Origin of the sequence: Ottowia massiliensis (assembly GCF_900240305.1) — a bacterium.
GTDB classification, from domain to species: Bacteria; Pseudomonadota; Gammaproteobacteria; order Burkholderiales; family Burkholderiaceae_C; genus Ottowia; species Ottowia massiliensis.
The window spans coordinates 845745-866552 of sequence record NZ_LT964854.1 but is presented as its reverse complement, the minus strand read 5'-3'; the positions used below and the strand labels follow the sequence as shown (position 1 = coordinate 866552).

At 64.8% G+C, this 20808-nt stretch carries 17 protein-coding genes and 1 pseudogene; 11 read left to right on the top strand and 7 right to left on the bottom strand.

The window, feature by feature from the left end; all coding sequences use genetic code 11:
* Nucleotides 1-29 precede the first annotated feature (29 nt).
* The 3 genes from rfbC to C1720_RS03900 all read left to right on the top strand — a co-directional run bounded on the left by rfbC (nucleotide 30) and on the right by C1720_RS03900 (nucleotide 2496).
* Nucleotides 30-587, top strand: coding sequence for a dTDP-4-dehydrorhamnose 3,5-epimerase (gene rfbC, locus C1720_RS03910; RefSeq protein ID WP_102283308.1), 558 nt, complete (start codon nucleotides 30-32; stop codon nucleotides 585-587).
* Nucleotides 588-607: 20 nt separating this feature from the next.
* Entirely contained in the window at nucleotides 608-1447 is an 840-nt protein-coding gene (locus tag C1720_RS03905) for a glycosyltransferase family 2 protein (protein ID WP_102283307.1), read from the top strand.
* 98 nt (nucleotides 1448-1545) lie between these two features.
* A complete protein-coding gene (locus C1720_RS03900) occupies nucleotides 1546-2496 on the top strand; it encodes a tyrosine recombinase XerC (RefSeq protein ID WP_102283306.1) in 951 nt (316 codons plus the stop codon).
* 263 nt (nucleotides 2497-2759) lie between these two features.
* On the opposite strand, the gene C1720_RS03895 is transcribed toward C1720_RS03900, so the two are convergent.
* The 6 genes from C1720_RS03895 to C1720_RS03870 all read right to left on the bottom strand — a co-directional run bounded on the left by C1720_RS03895 (nucleotide 2760) and on the right by C1720_RS03870 (nucleotide 9265).
* Nucleotides 2760-4892, bottom strand: coding sequence for a hypothetical protein (locus tag C1720_RS03895; protein ID WP_102283305.1), 2133 nt, complete (start codon nucleotides 4890-4892; stop codon nucleotides 2760-2762).
* 59 nt (nucleotides 4893-4951) lie between these two features.
* Nucleotides 4952-5632, bottom strand: a complete 681-nt coding sequence (locus C1720_RS03890; protein ID WP_050715500.1) for a hypothetical protein — start codon at nucleotides 5630-5632, stop codon at nucleotides 4952-4954.
* Nucleotides 5633-5844: 212 nt separating this feature from the next.
* The gene (locus tag C1720_RS03885; protein WP_102283304.1) at nucleotides 5845-6228 is read right to left on the bottom strand and encodes a hypothetical protein; all 384 of its coding nucleotides are present in this window, start codon (nucleotides 6226-6228) and stop codon (nucleotides 5845-5847) included.
* Nucleotides 6225-6977, bottom strand: coding sequence for a PspA/IM30 family protein (locus C1720_RS03880; protein WP_102283303.1), 753 nt, complete (start codon nucleotides 6975-6977; stop codon nucleotides 6225-6227). Before C1720_RS03880 ends, C1720_RS03885 begins: the two co-directional genes overlap by 4 nt.
* 49 nt (nucleotides 6978-7026) lie before the next feature.
* Entirely contained in the window at nucleotides 7027-7440 is a 414-nt protein-coding gene (locus C1720_RS03875; RefSeq protein WP_102283302.1) for a DUF2170 family protein, read from the bottom strand.
* Between the two features lie 616 nt (nucleotides 7441-8056).
* A complete protein-coding gene (locus tag C1720_RS03870; RefSeq protein WP_102283301.1) occupies nucleotides 8057-9265 on the bottom strand; it encodes a class I SAM-dependent methyltransferase in 1209 nt (402 codons plus the stop codon).
* Between the two features lie 676 nt (nucleotides 9266-9941).
* Here C1720_RS03870 and C1720_RS03865 point away from each other — a divergent pair.
* The 4 genes and pseudogenes from C1720_RS03865 to ttcA all read left to right on the top strand — a co-directional run bounded on the left by C1720_RS03865 (nucleotide 9942) and on the right by ttcA (nucleotide 12477).
* Entirely contained in the window at nucleotides 9942-10232 is a 291-nt protein-coding gene (locus C1720_RS03865; protein WP_158241622.1) for a cupin domain-containing protein, read from the top strand.
* Nucleotides 10233-10310: 78 nt separating this feature from the next.
* Nucleotides 10311-11072 (top strand): annotated as a pseudogene (locus tag C1720_RS14165) (SDR family oxidoreductase); the annotation flags it as partial.
* On the top strand, nucleotides 11067-11492 hold the full coding sequence (locus C1720_RS14160) for a dihydroneopterin aldolase (protein WP_369406076.1): 426 nt from the start codon (nucleotides 11067-11069) through the stop codon (nucleotides 11490-11492). The pseudogene C1720_RS14165 and the gene C1720_RS14160, both read left to right, overlap by 6 nt.
* Before the next feature lie 91 nt (nucleotides 11493-11583).
* Complete coding sequence (gene ttcA, locus C1720_RS03855; protein ID WP_233199795.1) at nucleotides 11584-12477, top strand: tRNA 2-thiocytidine(32) synthetase TtcA; 894 nt, start codon at nucleotides 11584-11586, stop codon at nucleotides 12475-12477.
* A gap of 265 nt (nucleotides 12478-12742) precedes the next feature.
* On the opposite strand, the gene C1720_RS03850 is transcribed toward ttcA, so the two are convergent.
* Nucleotides 12743-13960, bottom strand: a complete 1218-nt coding sequence (locus C1720_RS03850) for a DUF4198 domain-containing protein (RefSeq protein ID WP_146006853.1) — start codon at nucleotides 13958-13960, stop codon at nucleotides 12743-12745.
* Between the two features lie 457 nt (nucleotides 13961-14417).
* Between C1720_RS03850 and C1720_RS03845 the strand changes: the two genes are divergently transcribed.
* The 4 genes from C1720_RS03845 to C1720_RS03830 all read left to right on the top strand — a co-directional run bounded on the left by C1720_RS03845 (nucleotide 14418) and on the right by C1720_RS03830 (nucleotide 20784).
* Nucleotides 14418-16517, top strand: a complete 2100-nt coding sequence (locus C1720_RS03845) for a TonB-dependent receptor (RefSeq protein WP_102283297.1) — start codon at nucleotides 14418-14420, stop codon at nucleotides 16515-16517.
* 237 nt (nucleotides 16518-16754) lie between these two features.
* Nucleotides 16755-17822 carry an ABC transporter substrate-binding protein gene (locus C1720_RS03840; protein WP_102283296.1) on the top strand — a complete coding sequence of 356 codons (1068 nt, stop codon included), beginning with the start codon at nucleotides 16755-16757 and terminating at the stop codon, nucleotides 17820-17822.
* Nucleotides 17819-18628, top strand: coding sequence for an ABC transporter permease (locus tag C1720_RS03835; RefSeq protein WP_102283295.1), 810 nt, complete (start codon nucleotides 17819-17821; stop codon nucleotides 18626-18628). Before C1720_RS03840 ends, C1720_RS03835 begins: the two co-directional genes overlap by 4 nt.
* A gap of 605 nt (nucleotides 18629-19233) precedes the next feature.
* Nucleotides 19234-20784 carry a subtype B tannase gene (locus C1720_RS03830; RefSeq protein WP_102283294.1) on the top strand — a complete coding sequence of 517 codons (1551 nt, stop codon included), beginning with the start codon at nucleotides 19234-19236 and terminating at the stop codon, nucleotides 20782-20784.
* Nucleotides 20785-20808: the final 24 nt, after the last annotated feature.

Here is a 20808-nt window from a genome sequence, read left to right as displayed (position 1 = left end):
TGAACCGGCTCTTACCCTGAAAACCCGCCATGAAAGTCATTCCAACCGCCCTTGAGGGCGTGCTCGTTCTGGAGCCGCGCGTGTTTGGCGACGCGCGCGGCTTTTTCTCCGAAAGCTACAACCACCGCGCTTTCGCCCAGGCCACGGGCCTGGATGTCAACTTCGTGCAGGACAACCACAGCCGCAGCCGCAAGGGCGTTTTGCGCGGGCTGCACTACCAGATCCGGCAGCCGCAGGGCAAGCTGGTGCGCGTGGTACGCGGCGCGGTGTTTGACGTGGCGGTGGACATGCGCAAAAGCTCTCCCGCCTTCGGCCAATGGGTGGGCGTGGAGCTGAGCGAAGACAACCACCGCCAGCTGTGGCTGCCGCCGGGCTTCGCGCACGGCTTCGTGGTGCTGTCCGACACCGCCGACTTCCTCTACAAAACCACGGATTACTACGCGCCGGAGCATGAGCGCAGCGTGGCCTGGAACGATCCGGCCATCGGCGTGGACTGGCCCCTGGCCGCGCATGGCATCGCCGAGCCGCTGCTGTCGGAAAAAGACCGCGCGGCCCCCGCGCTGGCCCAGGCTGAAACGTTTGCCTGAAAGCGGCGGAGCGCCCCCGCATGCTGGTGGTTTCCATCGTCAGCCACGGCCACGGCGAGCAGGCGCTGGCCCTGCTGCGCCAGATAGGCCAGGCAAGCCAGATGCCGCCGCCGCTGCCCATGCGCGTGGTGCTCACCCTCAATTTGCCGGAACCGGAACTGGCCGCTGCGGGGCGGCGGCCCTGGCCGTTTGATCTGGTGGTGCAGGCCAATGCCCGGCCGCAGGGCTTTGGAGCCAATCACAACCAGGCCTTCGCCCGCCATGCCGAGCCTTTCTGGGCCACACAAGCTGCTCAGGCCGCTGGCGCGCAGGCCGCTTTCGCCGTGCTCAACCCTGACGTCACCCTGCTTGGCAACCCCTGGCCCGCCCTGATGCAGGCGCTGGCCCAGCCGCAGACCGGGTGCGTGTGGCCCCGCCAGCTGGGCGCCGATGGCCTGCCGCAAGACCACGAACGCCTGCTGCCCACGCCCGCCTCCATTGCCGCGCGCGCGTGGTGGCAGGCGCGCCGCCGCCTGGGGCTGCGCTGCGGCACGGCGCCCGGGCAGCCCGGGCCGGATGCCGCGCCTGACTGGAGCAACGCCGCTTTCTGGCTGGTGCGCGCGCAAGCCTGGCGCGAGCTGGGCGGCTTTGACACGCGCTACTTCATGTATGGCGAAGACGTGGATTTCTGCCTGCGCCTGCAACTGGCGGGCTGGCGGCTGGCCCGCGCCGGCGGCGCCAGCGTCATTCACGCCGCCCAGCGCGCCAGCCACCGCAGCGGCCGCCATCTGGCCTGGCACCTGCGCAGCCTGCTGCGGCTCTGGACCTCGCCGGTTTACGCCAGCTACAGGCGCATGCAGGCAAGCGGAAAAGAGGGTTGATTTCGCTCCTCTATTGATAGTTGCAGCGCCCGTTCACAAAGGACTTCAGCCGTTTTTCGTGCTTTAAATTTGCTCCTGATTCAGAAGCAATAAACACCATGTCAGCCGATGCCGACCTCATTGCCCGCTACCTTGACCATCTGCGCCACGAAAAGCGCCTGGCCGACAACAGCCTGAAGGCATACGCCGCCGCCTTGCGCCTGCTGGGCGACAGCGCCGCCCAGGCGGGCACGCCGCTGCCGCGCGTGCGGCATGCGCAGATCCGCTCCTGGGTGACCCGCATGCGCACGGCCGGGCGCAGCCCGCGCGGCATGGCGCTCATCCTCTCGGGCTGGCGCGGCTTTTACGCCTGGCTGGGCCGCAATGGGCTGGCGGACGCCAACCCCGCGCAGGGCCTGCGCCTGCCGCGCCGCGAGCGCCTCTTGCCCAAAGCCTTGCCGGTGGATGAAACCGTGCGTCTGGCTGATGCCAGCGTGCCGCAAGACAGCCCCTGGCACGAGGCGCGCGACGCCGCCATCTTCGAGCTGCTCTACGGCTGCGGCCTGCGCGTGAGCGAACTCACCGGCCTGAACGTGGCCGCCAGCGACGCGGCCTGGCAAGGCGGCCAGGGCTGGATTGATCTGTCCGCCGCTGAAGTGCAGGTGCTGGGCAAGGGCGGCAAGCGCCGCAGCGTGCCGCTGGGCCGCAAGGCCGTTGAGGCGCTGCGCCGCTGGCTGGCTGTGCGCGGGCAAGTCGCCCCCGCCAGCGAAGATGCCGCGCGCGCCCTTTTTCTGGGCCGCCACGGCACGCGCTTGAGCGTGCGCTCGGTGCAGCTGCGCATCAAGCGCCGGGGCGCTCTCACGGGCGCATCCGCCAGCCTGCACCCGCACATGCTGCGCCACTGCTTTGCCAGTCACCTGCTGCAATCGAGCCAGGACTTGCGCGGCGTGCAGGAAATCATGGGCCACGCCAGCATCGCCGCCACGCAGGTCTATACGCGGCTGGACTTTCAGCATCTGGCGCAGGCGTACGACGCCGCACACCCGCGCGCGGGCCAGCGCCGCAAGTAGGCCCGGCCCACGGCCTGGCCAAGCGGGCTTCAGAACCTGCTCATGATCTGCGCCCCCTCACGGCCAAACGCCAAACAGGCTCCCAAGGCCGGCGCTGCCTGCCCGGCGGCTTTGAAAACAGGAGCAAATATGAGGGCCTGGAATGCTGCTTTGCGCAGATTTCACTAGGACCTCATGCTATGGTTAAAGGAGCTAAATAAACCATTCCTTCAGCCCGTTCACGACCTGCGCCCGGACGGCGCTCGGCCTGCCGCCAGCGGCGGTCAGCTCTGGCGGTTCAGGCTGCCCAGCAGGGTGCGCAAGGCGTCTTTTTCGGCGTCGCTGCCCTGGGTGGCTATCTTGGTGAGCAGCGCCGTCACGCCCAGGCTTTGCAGCTGGCTGGATGACTGGCCGGCGGCGCCCAGAAGCTGCTTGAGGTCTTCCAGCACGTCGCGCTTGCCTTCGATCTGGTCTTTGAAGGCGGTTTGCAGCGTCTGGCTCTTGGCGATGGCGCTGTCGATGCCTTTGCCCACGGAAAGTGATTTGACAAAGCTGTCGAAGTAGGCCGCGTCGCCGCCGACGATGTCGATGTTGGCCTTGCCCAGCGCCGTGCCCAGCACCTGGGCCTGCTCTTTGGCAATGCGGGTTTGCGCTTCGATGGCGCTCATGGCCTCGATGTGGGCGCGCTCCAGCCGCATGCGGTATTCCTCGTGCTCGCGGGTTTCGGCGCTCATGGCCTTCATGGCCTCGAATTTTTCTTTCAGGCCGCGCGCTTCGGCGCTGAATTTCACGTCGATGTTGTGCGCTTCGGCGTCGCCCGTGCGGGTGAGGGCTTCGGCTTCGACGGTGCGCACGTTGGCCTCGGCCTGGCCGATTTTTTCCTTGCCATCGGCCTCGGCCTGCATGCGGGCACGCAGGCCCACGGCTTCGGCTTGCGCCTGCGCTTCGGTCACTTGCGCCTGGGCGCGGCCCACTTTTTCCGTACCGCTGGCCTCGGCTTCCATTTGCGCCAGATGGGCGCTGGCGGCGGCCATTTGCACTTTGGCTTCGGCCAGGCCGGGGGCGGCGCTGAGGGCTTCCACGCCTTCGGCTTCGCGCTTTTTGGCTTCGGCTTCGCGCTCGGCCACTTTCAGGCGGGCATCGGCCAGCAGCAGCTCTTCGGCGGCCTTGTGGCGCGCGCGGCGCTCTTGCGCTTCGGCGGCCTTGACTTCCATGACCAGCTTTTCCTGCGCGGCGGCTTCTGCGGTGATGACGGTGGCCTTGGCGGTGCGGTCGGCTTCGGCCACTTCGCGCACTTCCTTGATGGCTTCTTCCTGCTCGGCCACGGTGCGCTCGACCACGATGCGCTCGCGAATCACGTCGGCGATGGCCTTTTTCTGCAATTCGACGGCGCGGTCGGCGTCGATGCGCTGCAAGGTCACTTCTTTTTCGCGGGCCACCACTTCCAGGTCTTTGGCGCGGGTCACGCGCTCTTGCTCGATGACGACGGCGCGCTTGCGGTTGTTTTCGGCCACTTCCTTTTCGCGCTGCACGTTTTCCTGCTGCACGGCCACTTGCTGCTCGGCTTGCAGGCGGGCCAGATCGGCGCGGGTCTGCTCTTCGGCGCGGATCTTGGCGGTTTCGGCTTCTTCGCGGGCCTGCACGGCGGCCACTTCGCGCTTTTGGCGGGCGGTGGCGTCGGCCTGCTGGCGCTCCAGCTCCAGCAGGGCTTCCTGCGTTTCCACGTCTTTTTTCTTGATCTGCATTTCCTCGTTGCGGCGCAGCTCGTTGGTCACGACGTGTTCGACCGCTGTCAGCTCGGTGATTTTCTTGATGCCCTGCGCGTCAAGAATGTTGGTGGCGTCCAGCTTGGCCAGCGGGGTTTGTTCCAGATAGTCAATGGCGGCGTCTTCCAGCACGTAGCCGGAGAGGTCGTCGCCGATTTGCTCAATGATCTTGTCGCGGAAGCGATCGCGCGCCTGGTACAGGTCCACGAAGTCCAGCGACTTGCCCACGGTTTTGAGCGCCTCGGAGAACTTGGCGGAAAACAGGTCTTCCAGCGTCTGCTGGTTGGAAGCGCGCGCGCAGCCGATGCCCTGCGCCACGCGCAGCACGTCTTCGCTGGTCTGGTTCACGCGCACGAAGAATTTCACCTTGATGTCGGCGCGGATGTTGTCCTGGCAGATCAGGCCCTGGTCGCCGGAGCGGTCGATGTCGATGGTCTTGAGCGAAATGTCCATCAGCTCCGCCTTGTGGATAACGGGATAGACCATGCGCCCCGTGAACGTGACTTCCGGCGCGGCCCGCAGCGTATTGACGATCATGGCCGTGCCTTGCTCTACCTTGCGGTAGAACTTGGCGAACATGGCGAACGCGCCCAGGATGAGGACGGCAAGCGCGCCGATGGCAAAAAGGATGAGCAGGGTGGATTCGGTCATGACGGACTCTGGATGCGGAAAAGGCCGGGGGCCGCGGGTGGAAGAAAAAAGGAAAGAAATCAGGCGTGATCGGGCGGCAGCGCGTCAATGCGGTAGCGCTGGCGGGCGGGGTCGTATTCGGTAATCAGCGCCGCGTCGCCGCGCCGCAGGCTGTTGGGGGCGGGCGCCCAGACGCGGATGTTGATGCCCGCGCCGCGCTGCGCCACCTCGGCGCGGCCCTGGCGCTCGTCCACCACGCCCGTGAGCACCTTGCACACCTGCCCCACCAGAGCGGCATTGCTGATGGCGCGATGCGTGACGAACAGCCCGCGCATGGGCCGCACCAGCTGCGCGGCAATCACGATGGACAGCGCCGCCGCCGCCAGCAGCACGCCCGCGCCCGCCGCCCAGCGCAGGGCGTCAGGCACGAGCGGCAGCAGCGTCAGGCTGGCCATGCCGGTCAGGAACCAGCCCACCAGCGCCAGCAGGCTCACGACAATGGAAAACGGCACCCCGTTCAGCCCGAACGCCACCAGCCAGGCGGCCAGGCCGCTCAGGCCCTCCGGCCCGCCATCGCCTGCATCGCCGATATCACCCGCATCGCCCGCATCTGCCGCGTCTGCGCCAATGTCCATGTCTGCGCCCGCCTCGAAATCCACCAGCCCGATGATGGCCAGCAGCCAGTAAACCAGCACCACGCCCAGCAGCACGGTATAGACGACGGCGGGAAACGAGGTCAGGGCGGCAAACAGGGAAGACATTGGCTAAAAGATGTTGAATGACGCTGCGAAATGTAATGCGTAATGCCGAAATCAAGGCAGGCAAGCCGCCGCAGCCGCTGGGCCGCCCAAGCGGCCGTACGCTCTTGAAACGATAGCGGCCTGCGCAGGTTTCACTAGGACAAAACGCTGATTGGGGCCTGAAAAGCCGTTCAGAGAACAGGCGCTGAAAAGAGGCCGGGCGCTTGGCCGCTTCATGAACCGCTCTTTTCGCCGGGTTTCGCCATTTGGGGCATTTGGGGCGGCACGAACGCCATCAGCTCGCGCGTGGCTTTTTCCTTGATGCCCAGGCGGTCGTCCGGCTTCAGGCCGTAGCGGCTGGCCAGCAGGGCGTAGTCGCTCTCGCTGAGGGTGACGGTCAGACGCGGGCGCTTGGGGCGGGCGGGCACGGGCAGGCCCAGCACCTGGCGGATTTGCGTGGAGGTGGAGACGTTGCCGTGAAAGGCGGCCACGCGGATGGCTTCCATCACGGCCTCTTCCACGTCAAACGCCACTTGCACGGCCCGCAGCGCCTGTTCGTTGCCCTGCCAGCGCGGGGGCTTTTGCACTGGCGGGGCGCTTTTCGGGGCGGCGCTCATGCGGCGCTGGTTCCGGCGTCTGCGGGGCCGGCCGCGCCGGGGGCGGGCAGGGCCAGGCTGGCGCGGCGCGCACGCAGGCGGGCCATCACGTCCTGCGCCTTGACTTTCGGGTCTTCGCCGATGCCTGCTTCGGCCAGCTTGCGCTCCAGCGCGCGGTGGCCGAATTCGGCGTCCAGCTCTTCGGCGGCGGCCATGCGGTCGGCCAGCTCCTCATGGCGCTTTCGGATGCGCTCCAGCGATTCGCGCGCGCTGGTCAGCTTCGAGCCGCTGGCGCCCATGCTCTCGGAGATGCTTTGCGTGGCGCGATAGACGCTTTCGGTGGTTTTGGCGATGCCGATTTCGCGCTCGTGCTCGCGCACGCGGGCTTCGGCGCTGCGGATGAGGTCTTTGAGGCGGCTGACTTGCAGCGCGTAGGCGGCGTGCGCCTCGGTTTGCGCTTGCAGCTCGGCTTCCAGCGCGGCCACGCGGGCGGCCACTTCCAGCGCCAGATCGTCTTTTTGCTTGTCCAGCGCTTGCAGGGCCATGTTTTCGTGTCGCAAAACGTCGGCCTTGATGCGCTCGATTTCGCGCGCGGTTTGCATTTGCTGGGCCATCACGCCGGTCAGCTCGGCCTTGGCCTGGCCGATGCTGGCTTTGGCATCGGTGATTTCCTGCTCGTAGATGCGGGTGGCGTTCGCATCGACCATGCTCTGGCCCAGTTCGCGGGCGCTGCCGCGCAGCAGTGTGACGAGTTTCTTGATGACGGACATGGGTTTTCTCCTTTCCAGGGCGGTTTCCGGTGTGGCCGGATCAGGCGGGTCAGTTCAGGTAGTCGGCCAGCGCGCCCAGGGCGTCCAGCGCGTTGTCGGAGAGCACGGCCACTTCATTGGCCACGTCTTCTGCGCGGGCCGCGCGGGCCAGCGCGCCCGTGAGCACGTAGCGCCCGCCTACGCGGCCAAAAGACGACAGAGGCACCGCCGGGTTCAGCTCCAGCAGCGCCTCAAGCAGCTCGGCGCGGCGGTCGGGGCGGATGTCGGCTTCCGTCCACAGATAGCACAGACACAGAAGCTGGCTGTCGGAGCAGGTGATGAAGATGGGCAGCTCCTCGCGTCCCTCGATGCTGACTTGCACCACCGGCACGTCGCCAGCAATGGGCTGCAGCTGCACGGCAGCGCCGCCCATCAGCACGGACGTGAGCGCGTCCAGGTTGCTCAGTTGCTCCAGCAAGGTCATTCGTTTTCTCCTCTCCTCAGGGTTGGCGCAGGCGGCGGTTGCGGCCCGTAACGGGCATAGTATGTCGGTTTTTGACATGGCATGTCAATCTGAAAGGCAAAAAAAATACATGCGCGCCTCGCAACGTGTGCAAGTGGAGAGACACATGGAGAGATGTGGCGGCGCGCGTGACTGCGCGGCAGAGGTTGCAGTCTGGCCGCCCTTGCCGGGCGCGGCTCCGCCCAGTCTTACTGAAAACAGGAGCAAATTCAGGCGGCAAAAATGCCTGCCAGCGCAATATTCACCAGGACCTAAAGCTATGAATTCAGGAGCGAAATCGGTGCGCTCATTTCAGTCTGCCGCTCTCCCGAAATCTGTTCAGAGCCTGGCCGGGAGGAGCGCAAACCGGGATGGGCAGCAAGGCGCAAACCGCAAACGGGCCTGACTGTCCGCCTGCGGCCCGGTGAAGCGTTCGCAAGGTCCAAGAGCGCCCGGGTCTGTGCTTTTCGCGCCCACGGACAGACTTTGGACAGGCCCGCAGGAAGGCGCCCATGCAGCCTGACCACGCCTGATTCGGGCCAGATGGACATGGCCGCACGCCGTCGCTGAAGGAGGAGAAGGGGAAAACGCGCCTTCTTCAAAGCCGGTGCGTGCGGTCGCCTGCAGCAAAGCCCAGTGCGGGCCACTCGCGGGTGGCCAGGCCCAGCACCTTGAACAGCTCGCCCATCTCATGCTCGGCCAGCAACTTCATGGCGGCGGCGCGCTCGGGCAGGCTGGCCTGTTCCATCAGCGCGGGCAGGCCGCAATTGATGAGGAAATGCGCCTGCGAGGTATAGCCCAGCACGTGCAGCCCCGCATCCTGCGCGGCCAGTGCGGCGGCGGTGAAGTCGATATGAGCGGTGATGTCCTTCTCGCCCACGGCGCTGAGCGGGTCGCCGTCCATGCGGTGCGCGCGGTGGCAGGCCAGCGTGCCGCTGCGGCGCTGGGGGTGGTAGTACTCGGCTTCGGGAAAGCCGTAGTCAATGAAGAACGCCGCGCCCGCGCCGCCCGCGCGCAGCCGCTCGGCCACGGTGGCGATGAAAGCCTGCGCTTGGGGGTGAATTTCCGTCACCACATCCGCCGCCATGCCGCGCTCGCTTTCGCTGGCGTCCATTTCCTCGGGTTCCACAGGCGGGCGCAGGTTTGTGGGACGGTCTTGCCAGACGAAGAAAGGACCGCCCGGCATGGCGCTCGCTTTTGTTTTGATAGCTGCCTGCGCCCTGTTCACGGGCGTTTCCGGCGTTTTGGGCATGCAGGGCGCTGGCGCGAGCGCCACGCCGCGCTCGTGCCAGCGCCCCCCCAGGCGCGCCAGCAGCTTGACGGGCATGGCATCCAGCACCTCATTGCCAATGACCACGCCGCGCAGCGCCTGCGGCAGGGCGCTGGCCCATTGCACCTGCGGCCAGGCGGCCAGGCGCTGCTGCTGGCGCGCGCGCAAGGCGGAGGAAATGTCCACGATCACATAGCGCTGCGCGGGCCGCCCCAGCCGCTCCAGCTCCGCCAGCAGACTGGCCGCCAGCGCCCCGCTGCCCGCGCCAAATTCCCAGACTTCGCTCGCGCCTGTTTCATCGAACGCCTGCGCCACCTGCGCCGCCAGCGCGCGGCCAAATAAGGGCGAAAGCTCCGGCGCGGTCACGAAATCGCTCCCATCGCCCGGCCCCAGCCCGAACGCGCGCGCGCCCCGCGCGTAATAACCCAGGCCTGGTGCGTAAAGCGCCAGACGCATGAATTCATCAAACGGCAGCCAGCCGCCAGCGGCGGCGATGCGCCTGGCAATCAGCTCTTGCAGGGGATTGTTTTCAGTCATTTAAAAATATTTCATGGCCGAACGGCGGGGGTATTTAAAACAGGGCTTATCGAAAGCGGAGGCTGAACATGAATGAAAGATGGATGCGTTCCGAGTCGGAAGGGAAAAGGCGGCGGGAAAACCTGCCGGATGCCTATAACCGCTGCTGCGGCTGATTTTTTAGGTGTCGTACAGGCAGCTGATTGTATCGCTGGCCATACTGATAATAGAAAGTCTCGACAAAATTCCGTTTTGGCTTCTGGCGCTTTTCAGGCGCTGGCGGGCGGCGCGGGCCAGGTCGTTTTCCTGTCAAGTGGCAGGAGACAAGGCGCAAGATACGAATCCCGTCTGGTCTGCAGACTGGATCAGTGGATATTGATTATTTACTTCGCGGGCCTTTTATATTGTCACTTGGAGATTATCTGTGACAATGATGTTTAGAGCGTCAAATATATCTATGGGCAGATCGCATGACGCTATGGGATCACGATCATAAACCCCGTTTTCATAATGGTTTTAAATATACCGCATCCTTTGAAGAACTAAAATGCTGCTTGATGGCCGGATGCAGGCGGAAGCTGACAAAGCCGCCGCCAATGCGCCAGCCAGCCGGCACGGCCCTGATGCTGGACCATGCCTGTCGAGCGGGTCTTACGCCCGCCTTTTTGCGACAACTGTCACCACAAGGAGTTTTGTCATGACGACTTCCATTGGATCTATTCTCAGCGGCGAAGGCAAGGTTTTTGCCAATGGTCACGGCAGCGTTGAGCGCGTGATTCTGAAAAAAGGTGGAAAAATCGAACGCCATAACCATCCAGGCAAAGACGTGCTTGTCTGTGTGCTGCGAGGCAATCTCAATGTCGTTCTGGATGACAGCGAAAAGCACGCTCTGCATGCTGGTGACACGCTGGTTTTTGCCGGCAAGCATTTTTTTGCGGCGGAAGCGGCAGATGACGTGCTTATCATCCATATTGTTATTAACGTATAAGGTGGAGCATAATTCGCCCATTGTCAAAGCGGGGCTCGCCCCGCTTTTTTTATTGAGCGCGCCCGCACAATCAGCCCAATGAATCCAGCCGTTAATCAAGCCGTTGTTCTCGTCACCGGCGCGGGCCGCCGTCTGGGCCGCGCCATTGCCCTGCATCTGGCCCGCGCGGGCTGGCGGGTGGCCATTCACTGTCATCGCTCGCAGGCCGAGGCGCAGGCCACGGCAGCCGAATGCGGCGGCGCGGTGTTTGAGGCCGATCTGGCCGATGAGGCCGCCGCGCGCGCCCTGGTGCCGCGCGTGGCGGCGCATTTCGGGCGGGTGGACGCCGTGGTGAACAGCGCTGCGCTGTTCGAGTTTGACGACGCCGCCACGTTTGCCCCCGCGCTGTTGCGCGCGCACATGCAGGTGAACGCGGCGGTGCCCGTGCTGCTGGCGCAGGCGCTGGCCGCCCATCTGGCCGGGCGCCAGGCGCCTGCGGCGGCGGGCTGCGTGGTCAATTTGCTGGATCAGAAGCTCTTCAACCCCAATCCCGACTTTCTGAGCTACACCTTGAGCAAGGCGGCCCTGCATGCGGCCACCACCTTGCTGGCGCAGGCGCTGGCGCCGCGCGTGCGCGTGGCGGCCATTGCACCGGGGCTGACGCTGAGCAGCCACCTCATGCCCAGCGAAGCGGTGTTTGAGCGGCTGCATGCGCAAAGCCCGCTGGGCAAATCGTCCACACCGCAAGACGTGGCCGCCGCCGTGGCCTTTGTGCTGGCAACGCCGGCCATCACGGGCGCCACGCTGCTGGTCGATGGCGGGCAGCACCTCATGCCCTTCGAGCGGGACTTTTCCATGATGGGCGCAGCGCCTGTTTCTGCTGGCGCTTCATCCGCCGCCCCGCCTGCTGCGCGGCCTGATATGGGCCAGCGCCTGCTCACGCTCACCGGGCTGCGCTTTGCCGCCAGCCTGGGCATCCTGGCGCATGAAATCAACACGCCCCAGCCCATTCAGGTGGATGCCGAACTCAACCTCGGCCCCCAGCCCTTGCGCCCGCAAGACGACGACATCACCCACGTGCTCGACTACCGCAAGGTGCGCCAAATCATCATTGACGAATGCACCGCCGAGCATGTGAACCTGCTGGAGACGCTGATTGGCAAGCTCAGCCAGCGCCTGCTGACGCTGCCCGGCGTGCTGGGCGTGCGCGTGAAAATCGCCAAACTCGAAATTTTTGACGACTGCGAAGTGGCGCTGCGCATGCAAACGGGGCAGTGGTAAGCCGCCGTTATGCGCCGCCCGTTACGGCAAAAAGGCTTTTTCGCTATATTCGCCCGCCCCGTTGCAATCCGTTTTCATGCACAAGGACAAAATGAATTCCCACGACAAACAGGCTTTTGAAGCCAACAAGCTCGAAAAACGCCTTTGCCGCCAGGTAGGCCAGGCCATCGGCGATTTCAACATGATTGAAAAAGGCGACCGCGTCATGGTTTGCATGTCAGGCGGCAAAGACAGCTACGGCCTGCTCGATATTCTGATGAAACTGCGCCAGCGCGCGCCCGTGCCATTTGAGCTGGTGGCCGTCAATCTGGACCAGAAGCAGCCCGGTTTTCCCGAAGAAGTATTGCCCGCCTGGCTCACGCAGGCGGGCGTGCCTTTCCATATTGAAGCGCAAGACACCTACAGCATCGTCAAAGCCAAAATCCCCGAGGGCAAAACCACTTGCAGCCTGTGTTCGCGCCTGCGCCGGGGCATTCTCTACAGCGTGGCGCGCCGCCTGGGCTGCAACAAAATCGCGCTGGGCCACCACCGCGACGACATGCTGCAAACCTTTTTCCTGAACATGTTTTTCGGCGGCAAACTCAAGGGCATGCCGCCCAAACTCACCAGTGATAATGGCGAATTCATCGTGATCCGCCCATTGGCCTATGTGGCTGAAAATGATTTGATCCGCTGGGCCGAGCACCGGCAGTTTCCCATTATTCCCTGCAATTTGTGCGGCAGCCAGGAAAACATGCAGCGCAAAATGGTCGGCCAAATGCTGCGCGAATGGGACAAAAAATACCCGGGCCGCCTGGAAACCATGTTCACCGCGCTGCAAAACGCCGTTCCATCGCATTTGATGGATGCCAGCCTGTTTGACTTCAAAAACCTGAAAACCACCGGCGTGGCCGACGAAAATGGCGACATCGTCTTTGACGAAGAGACTTTCCCTGAAACTGTGGGCAAGCCCTTTGCAGGCGTGCCGCTGGTGATGGGGCAGTGATGCTTCTCCACTGACGCCCTCAGGCAGTCCGCAGGCTGAGAGGGCGCAAAAACATGAGCAAATTTGGCGGGGTCTGAATGCCGTTCAGCGCAAATTCCACTAGGACCCTATGCTATGGATAAAGGAGCAAAATGCCTGCTCTTTCAGCGCTATAAAACCGGCCCCGCGCGCCACTCATTCATCGCCTGCTTGCCTGGCGAATGAACTGAAATGGCGGGGGAGCGAAAACGCCACGGGAGCATGGCGTTCTCACAGTCGAAGAAGATTATTTGGCCGATTTGAAAGACAAAGTGGCGACATTGCGCTGCAAATGCGCGTGTTCATTTTGCGGCGTGGGGTGATTGATCAGCGCGGCCACCACATTATGGCCTGCGTTGCGCACAGTCAGAACGGCCTGCCCCTTTTCATCTGTTTTCACGCGGTTGGCGAAATCATTGATGTAATCAGCGGTGATTTCTATGCCCGCCTGCGGCTTGCCTTCGACATAAACAGTCACGGGCAGTGATTCGCCCTGCTTCAGCGTGGAAGGGTCAATGCCGGGAATGATTTGTGCAGGCAGGTCAAAAGGCTGCATGCGGCCCTGATATGGCTTCAGAAGGGTAATGTTGTATTTGAGCGAGGTGGATGTATCGGCAGGTTTGCTGATGGCGCTTTTTTCCACTTCCTTCCATTTGCCATTCGGGTCTTTTTCCCAGTAGCCGTTATCGAAAAATGCAGTGAGAACGGCGGCATCGGCGGCAGCCTGCACGGTGCTGTGCTTTTCATGGGTTTTTATTTCCACGCTGGCTGGCTTGAAGTTTGCGGTATAGCCTTTGACAAAGCGCACTTTCTGCGGCGCGTAGGCGTCGTCGGCATAGCCCATGCCATAGACGATGCCCATCTCGCCGTAATGCGGGCTGATCCAGATGCCGTGTGCGAAAGCGGTCAATGGAGCAAGCAACGCTGCGGTCAGTAGTTTTTTCATGGCCTTTTCCTGGAGTTGAAAAAGAGTGACGATAACATCAGGCGGGCCGGCTTCTGCAATTTGCCGTCTATGGATGCGTGATTTCACATAGGCATGCCGACGCCGCAGGGTGCCAGCGTGTCGCATTGAAAAGGCGCTGGCGCAATATCTGGCACAGCCAATTCGGAAGTTTTTGAATTTCAGAACAGGTTCAAGGTCTGGCTGCGAGAGAAAAGGGAGCCGGTCGCAATGAGCGCAAGACGCAAACCGCAGAGGGGTGTAGTGACCAGCGAGGATTTGCGCGCCACAAGAGCTTCCGAAACCGCGCTTTTCGCGCCACTTCGCGCTGGGGCTTGCTGGCTGGCGTGGCTGGCTCCTGCCGGGAATGAGCGCGGCCCGCAGTGGCAAACGGTGCAGAAAAGCAGGGCGCCACGGGCAGAGAGCGGGATGGAGCGGACAGGCGCTTGGAATCGTTCCGGGAAAAGAGAAGTGGAGAAGTGGGAAAAAGCTGCGCCCGGATATGACGCCCAGAAACGACAAAGGGCGCTCTGGAGAGCGCCCCTGGCAAAAAAAGCTTGGCTAACTGAAACCGGCACGCCGGAGCCACTGGCTAGCTAAACGACATCAAGGCTGGCTGCCCCGATGTCTCCCACGATGATCTGGATGACTGGGCTGATGCGCGCGGCATCAATCGCGTCGATGGGCGGGAGTGTACACCAAACAAGAATCGTTTTAATTAAAAACCAGCTCGCCCATGTGGTTTTGGAAATTTTGTGCGCCTTGCGCAACAGGCCATTGGCCCGCCTTTCACGTCTGCGGCAGGCGTGAGAGGGCGCGATTATGAATGGGAATTGCTGCTAATCCTTGCTTTGTGGCCTTGCTCGAGCGTTTTTGTGCATTCAAGACCCTGATGCTGTTGATACAAATCATTGCCATTGCGCAACAGTTTCAATAAACTTTAAGTAATTTGCTTTGTTTGATGAGGAGTACGACCGAGATGAACCGCCCTTCCCGTATCGCCCTGGCCGCAGCCGCCCTGCTGGCCGCGCATGTTCACGCGCAAAGCGCACCGAACGCGCAGGAAAACCGCCCGCCTGAGACGTCGGATGACGCCAGCCTGGCCACTGTCACCGTCACGGCCAAGGGCTACGCGGCCGATGCCGCCGAAACGCCCATTGCCACCACAGTGCTCACGCGCGAAGACTTGTCGCGCAAGCAGGCGCGCAATGTGGGCGAGGCCGTGCGCGGCGAGCCGGGGCTGGCCGTTTCGCTGGATGGCGCGCAGGGCATGAATCCGGTGATTCGCGGCCTCAAGCGCGACAGCGTGGTGCTGCTGGTCGATGGCATGCGGCTCAACTCCGCGCAGCCAGCGGGGGCCGTGGCCTCGTTCATGTCGCTGGGGCTGGCCGATCGCGTGGAAGTGGTGAAAGGCCCGGCTTCGGTGCTGTATGGCACGGGCGCTTTGGGCGGCGCGGTCAATGTGCGGCTGCCGCAGGCGCGCTTTGAGCCGGGCGTGAAGTTCCATGCCAGCGCGGGCTATGACTCGGCCAGCCGGGGCTTGCGCGGCGCGGGCGTGGGTAACTTCAGCCAGGGCGATCACGCGCTGATGCTGGGCGCTTCGCTGGCGCGCAACAAGGATTACAAGGAGCCGCGCGGCCGCGTTGCGCACACGGGCTATGACTCGGGCGCGTTCATCGGTCAGTACCGCTACCGGCTGGATGGCGCGCAGCAGCTGCGCGTGTCGGTGCAGCAGCACCGCGATGACGACGTGTGGTACCCCGGCGCGACGCGCCCGCACCCGCTGCCCGCCGTGGGCGCCATCACCACCCACTCGCCGCGCCAGACGCGCCGCCTGTATGAAGTGGGCTACAGCCGCAAGGGCGCGGGCAGCCATCCGCTGAATGTGGACGCGCGCATTTACCGGCAGGAAATGCACCGCACCATCTACGTGCGCTCTTCGCGCCTGGGGCGCGACATCATCACCAACGACGTGACGTTCGCCACCAACGGGCTGGATGCGCGCGCCGACTGGCTGGCGCACCCGCAGCATCTGCTTTCCTTCGGCCTGAACGCCTGGCGCATGGCCGCCAGCCCCGACAGCCGCCAGGGCCGCCCGCCGCAGTTCACGCAGTTCGTTCCCAACCTGCCTTTCACGCATGGCCGCGTGCAGGCCACGGGCCTGTATCTGCAAGACGACATGCGCTTTGGCAAGCTGAATGTGCTGGCGGGCCTGCGCTATGACCGCGTCAAGGGCAGCGCCGCCAGCATGAAAAACCGCAGCGTCACCCGGGGGCTGGACCGCAGCGACGGCGCCACCTCCGCCAGCCTGGGCGTGATGTACGAGGCCGCGCCCCTGCTGCGCCCCTACGCCAGCCTCTCGCGCGCCTTCCGCGCGGCAGATTTGCGCGAGCGCTACCAGTCCGGCGCGCGCAGCAACGGCTTTTATTACGCGGGCAGCCCGCAAATCAAGCCCGAAACGGCCACGCAGTTCGAGCTGGGCCTCAAGGGCGAAAGCGACAAGCTCAGCTACCAGGTCGCCGCTTTCCGCACCCGCATTTCCGACTACATCACGGGCATGCAGCTTTCCGGCCCGGCCGCCGTGGCCGCCTGCGGCGCGCAGCAGGCGCGCTACTGCATGCAAACGGTGAACCTGGGCCACGCCACCCTCACCGGCTTTGAGGCGGGCCTGCGCTGGCAGATGCTGCCCGGCCACTGGCTGCAAGCGGCCTACACGCGCATTCGCGGCACGAATGGCGACTATGACGAGCCGCTGTTCCAGATGCCCGCCGACGAGCTTTCGCTGGCCTGGGAAGGGCGCTTGACCCCCGCCTGGTCGGCCGATGCGGGCGTGCGCCTGGTGCGCCGCCAAAGCCGCGTGGCCACGCGTTTTGCGCGCGGCACGGAAGACGCCACGGCCGGCTACGGCGTGGTGGACATCGGCGCCACCTGGCGCTTTGCCCCGCAGCAGTCGCTGCGCTTTGCCATCAGGAACGTGGGTGACAAGCGCTACCACGAGCACCTGGCCGAGGGCCTGCCAGGCATGGAGGTGAAAGCGCCGGGCCGCAGCTTTGGCGTATCGTGGGAAGGCAAGTTCTGAAAACCTGTCCGCAGGCGGCCCAAACCGCTCCAAAGCCATCGCTTATTTCGCTATGGATCAAATAGCATGAGGTCCTGCGGAAATGTGCGAGACGGGCATTTTTGAGGCCCTGAATTTGCTCTCAAAGAAGGAGTAAGCGCGTCAAGTCCGGGCTGCGCCCGGCTGGCGCTTTCTCCCTCCGCGGCCAGGCTCTGGACTGGTTCTGAAGTTCTGATTTTTTTTAACGAGGCACGCACCATGACCCCCCCAAAACTCAGCCGCCGCCGCCTGCTGGCCGCTGGCGCGGCGCTGGCCCTGCCCGCTTTTGCGCAACAACCTGCCGCGACACCCGCTGCAACACCGGCCCGGCGCATTCCCAAACTCACGCTGGCCGGGCCGTTCGCCACCGTGTCCTACCCGCTCATCCGCATGGCCGAAAGCGGGGCGCTGGCCGATGTGGCCGAGCAAGTGGAGTTCGTCTCCTGGAAAAGCCCCGACCAGCTGCGCGCCATGGCCGTGAACAAGTCGGCCGATTTTTTGGCCATGCCCAGCAACGTGCCCGCCAATCTCTACAACAAGGGCGTGCCTCTGAAGCTTTTGAGCATCACCATCTGGGGCATCCTGTGGGTGCTCACGCGCGACGCCAACATCAAGCGCATTGAAGACCTCAAGGGCCAGGAACTCACGATGCACTTCAAGGGCGACATGCCCGACTGCACCTTCCGCCTGCTGGCGCAAAAGGCGGGCATGGACCCCGACAAGGACGTGAAGCTGCGCTACGTGGCCACGCCGATGGAAGCCATGCAGCTGCTGCTCATGCGCCGCACCGACAACGCCCTGCTGGCCGAGCCGGCCGTCTCGATGGGCCTGCGCAAAAGCGGCTCCTTTCCGGTCAGCATCATTGCGCCGGAGCTGCATCGCGGCATCGACATTCAGGCCGAATGGGGCCGCCTGCTGGGGCGCGCGCCGCGCATTCCGCAGGCGGGCATCGCCATGCTGGGCGGGCAGCTGGGCAACGCCGCGCTCATCAAGCGCTTTCAGCAGGCGCACGCCGAAGCCATCCAGTGGTGCAAGGCCCATCCTGAAGAGTGCGGAAAGATGGTGGTCAAGCACATCGACACGCTCACGCCCGAAGCCGTGGCCGACGCCATGCGCGTGGACAAGGCCGAACTCGTGTCCGCCAGCCAGGCCCGCCCCGAGCTGGAGTTTTTCTATCAGCAGCTCGCGCAAATGCAGCCCGGCCTGATTGGCGGCAAGCTGCCGGATGACGCCTTTTATTACCAGCCCCCGGCAGCGGCGTCGGCTCCGGCTGCTTTGGCTTCATGACGCTGCTGCGCTCCTGGCTGGCCGCCTTGCCTGGCTACCTGTGGGGCGGCTGGGGGGCCATTGCCAGCCTGTTGCTGCTCGTGGCCCTGTGGGAATTTCTCGCGGGCCTGTATGGCCCGCTGGTGCTGCCCACCCCGCTGGAAACGGCGGACACCCTGCGCCAGTTCGCCGCCAGCGGCGGGCCGCTGTGGCCCACCCTGACCATCTCCGCCCGCCGCGCGCTGGCCGGGCTGGCGCTGGCCGTGGGCCTGGGCAGCGTGGCGGGCGTGGCCGCCGGCGTTTCCATGACGGCTTCCATGATGGCCCGCCCCTGGGTCACGGTGCTGCTGGGCACGCCGCCCATCGCCTGGCTGGTGCTGGCCATGCTCTGGTTCGGCACGGGCGACGGCACGCCCGTTTTCACCGTCTTCATCGCCAGCTTTCCTGTTGTTTTCGCGGGCGGCATGCAGGGCGCGCGCACGCTGGAGCAGCGCTGGCGCGATCTCTCGCAAGTTTTCGCCCTGCCCTGGCACATGCGCGTGACCGACATCTACCTGCCCCACGTCATCTCCTACCTCTTTCCGGCCTGGATCGTGGCGCTGGGCAGCTCCTGGCGCGTGGTCGTCATGGCCGAGCTGCTGGCTTCATCCGACGGCGTGGGCGCGGCCCTGGCCTCCAGCCGCGCCCAGCTCGACATGCCCGCCACCCTGGCCTGGATCGGCGCCGTCGTGCTGTTGCTGCTGGCGCTGGNGGGGCCGCCGGAGCGGGGGCGGGGGGCGCAGAGGCGGCGGCTGCGGGCGGCGCTTCAGCAGGCGCGGCAGGCGTGACTGGCGAGACTTGAGGCGCGGCGGTTTCAGCGGGCGGCGCGCTTTCTTGCGCTTGTGATGGCGCGGCGGGGGAGGCGGGCGATGCCGGGGCCGCGCCCGTCAGGCCGCCGCGCAGGCGGGCCAGCCAGCCCGGGGCCGGCCCGGCCGGTTCCGGCTCAGGCGCGGGCGCAGCCGGGGCTGCATCTGCGGGGGCATCTGCGGAAGATGCGCCGGCTTCAGGCCCGGCTTCAGGCCCGGCTTCGGTTTTCTTGCGGCGGAAAAAGCTGAACATGTGACAAAAGCCTTTGTAGTGCGCGGCGATTCTAGGAAGGCCCCGGCAGGGCGCTGCGCTTCGCATGGCCCGGCGCCCGCCTGGCGCGCTGGCCGCCCGGGATGGCCGATCCGGTGCATCAAAAACAGAAGCAAATTTGAAGGGGCTGAAAAGGGCTTCTGCGCTTATTTCACTAGGACATCATGCTATTGATACAGGAGCTATATAGAGTCTGCCTCATGCATGGCCTGGGCTGTCTGTGCGCGGTTTGCGGCCCTTGCCATGCGTGCAAGGCGCGGCAAGGTGCGGTCTTGCCTGCGTCTTTTTGTCTGCCCAACCCTGAAAGGATGCTTCCATGCTCCGCCTGCCCTTCCTTTTTGCGCCGCTGGCCGCTTTGGCGCTGGCCGCCTGCCAGAGCGCTCCTCCGGCTTCTTCCGCGCCTGCGGGCGATCTGCGGCAGCCGCCGGAGGCCATTGCCGGTCCAGTTGCTTCTGTCGCGCCTGCGGCCGATCCGCTGGTGTTTGACGCCGGGCGCTACACCACGCAGCAGGTGAGCGCGGGCGGGCAAAGCGTGACGGTGCGCGCCTGGGAGGGCGTGCCTTACGTGAGCCGCCCTGCGCAAAGCGACTATCAGGTGATGAACATCTACATTCCGGAGGCTTATTTCAACGGCGGCCAGGTGGGGCGCTACGACGCCAAGACCGCGCCCATCTTCCTGCCCAACCAGATTGGCGGCTACATGCCCGCCAAGCCCGGCACGCCAGCGGCGCGCGGCATGGACGGCGGAGCCAGAAGCGATGCGCCCAACGCCATTGCCATGGCGCTGGTGAAGGGCTACGTGGTGGCTTCGCCCGGCGCGCGCGGGCGCACGCAGGCCAGCGGCAAGGCCCCGGCGGCCATCGTTGATCTGAAAGCCGCCGTGCGCTGGCTGCGCTACAACGACTCGCGCATGCCCGGCGACGCCGACAAAATCATCTCCAACGGCACGAGCGCGGGCGGTGCGCTTTCGGCCCTGCTGGGCGCCAGCGGCAACCATGACGATTACGCCGCCGCCCTGAAGGAGGCGGGCGCAGCCGAGGAGCGCGATCACATCTTCGCCGTCTCCGCCTACTGCCCCATCACCAATCTGGAGCACGCCGATGCGGCCTACGAGTGGCAGTTCAGGGGCATCGACGATTACAAAAAAATCGACATCTCGATGCTCGACTACAAGGTGCAGCGCAAGACCGTGGCAGGCACGCTCAATGCGGAGCAAAAGGCCGTTTCCGCCGCGCTGGCCTCCACTTTCGCGCCCTATCTCAACAGCCTGGGCCTCAGGAACGCCTACGGCCGCCTGCTGACGCTGGACGCCGAGGGCCAAGGCACCTTCCGCCGCTACCTGGCCGCGCTCGTGACCGCCTCGGCGCAGAAGGCGCTGAATGAAGGGCAGAACCTTTCGTCCTTCGGCTGGCTGCAAATCAAGGACGGGGAAGTGACCGGGCTGGACTTTGAGCGCTACCTGCGCCACCTGGGCCGCATGAAAACGCCGCCCGCGTTTGACGCGCTGGACCTGTCCAGCGGCGAAAACCAGCTTTTCGGCGACGCCCGCCATGACAAGCGCCACTTCACCGCCTATTCCGCCGAGCACGCGCCCGAAGGCCAGACGCAGCGCGCCGACAAGGCCACAGTGCGCCAGATGAACGCCATGAGCTACGCCGGCTGGGCGGGCAGCTGGACGGCGCGCTACTGGCGCATACGCCAGGGCAGCAAGGACAGCGACATGTCGCTGGCCATTCCCGCCATCCTCGCCCTTACCCTGCAAAACCGCAGCTACGTCGTGGACTTCGCCCTGTCCTGGGAGCGCCCCCACGGCGGCGACTACGACCTGGATGAGCTTTTTGCCTGGATGGACGCCATCGATCCGTAACGGCCGCAGCCCGCTCCGGCGGGC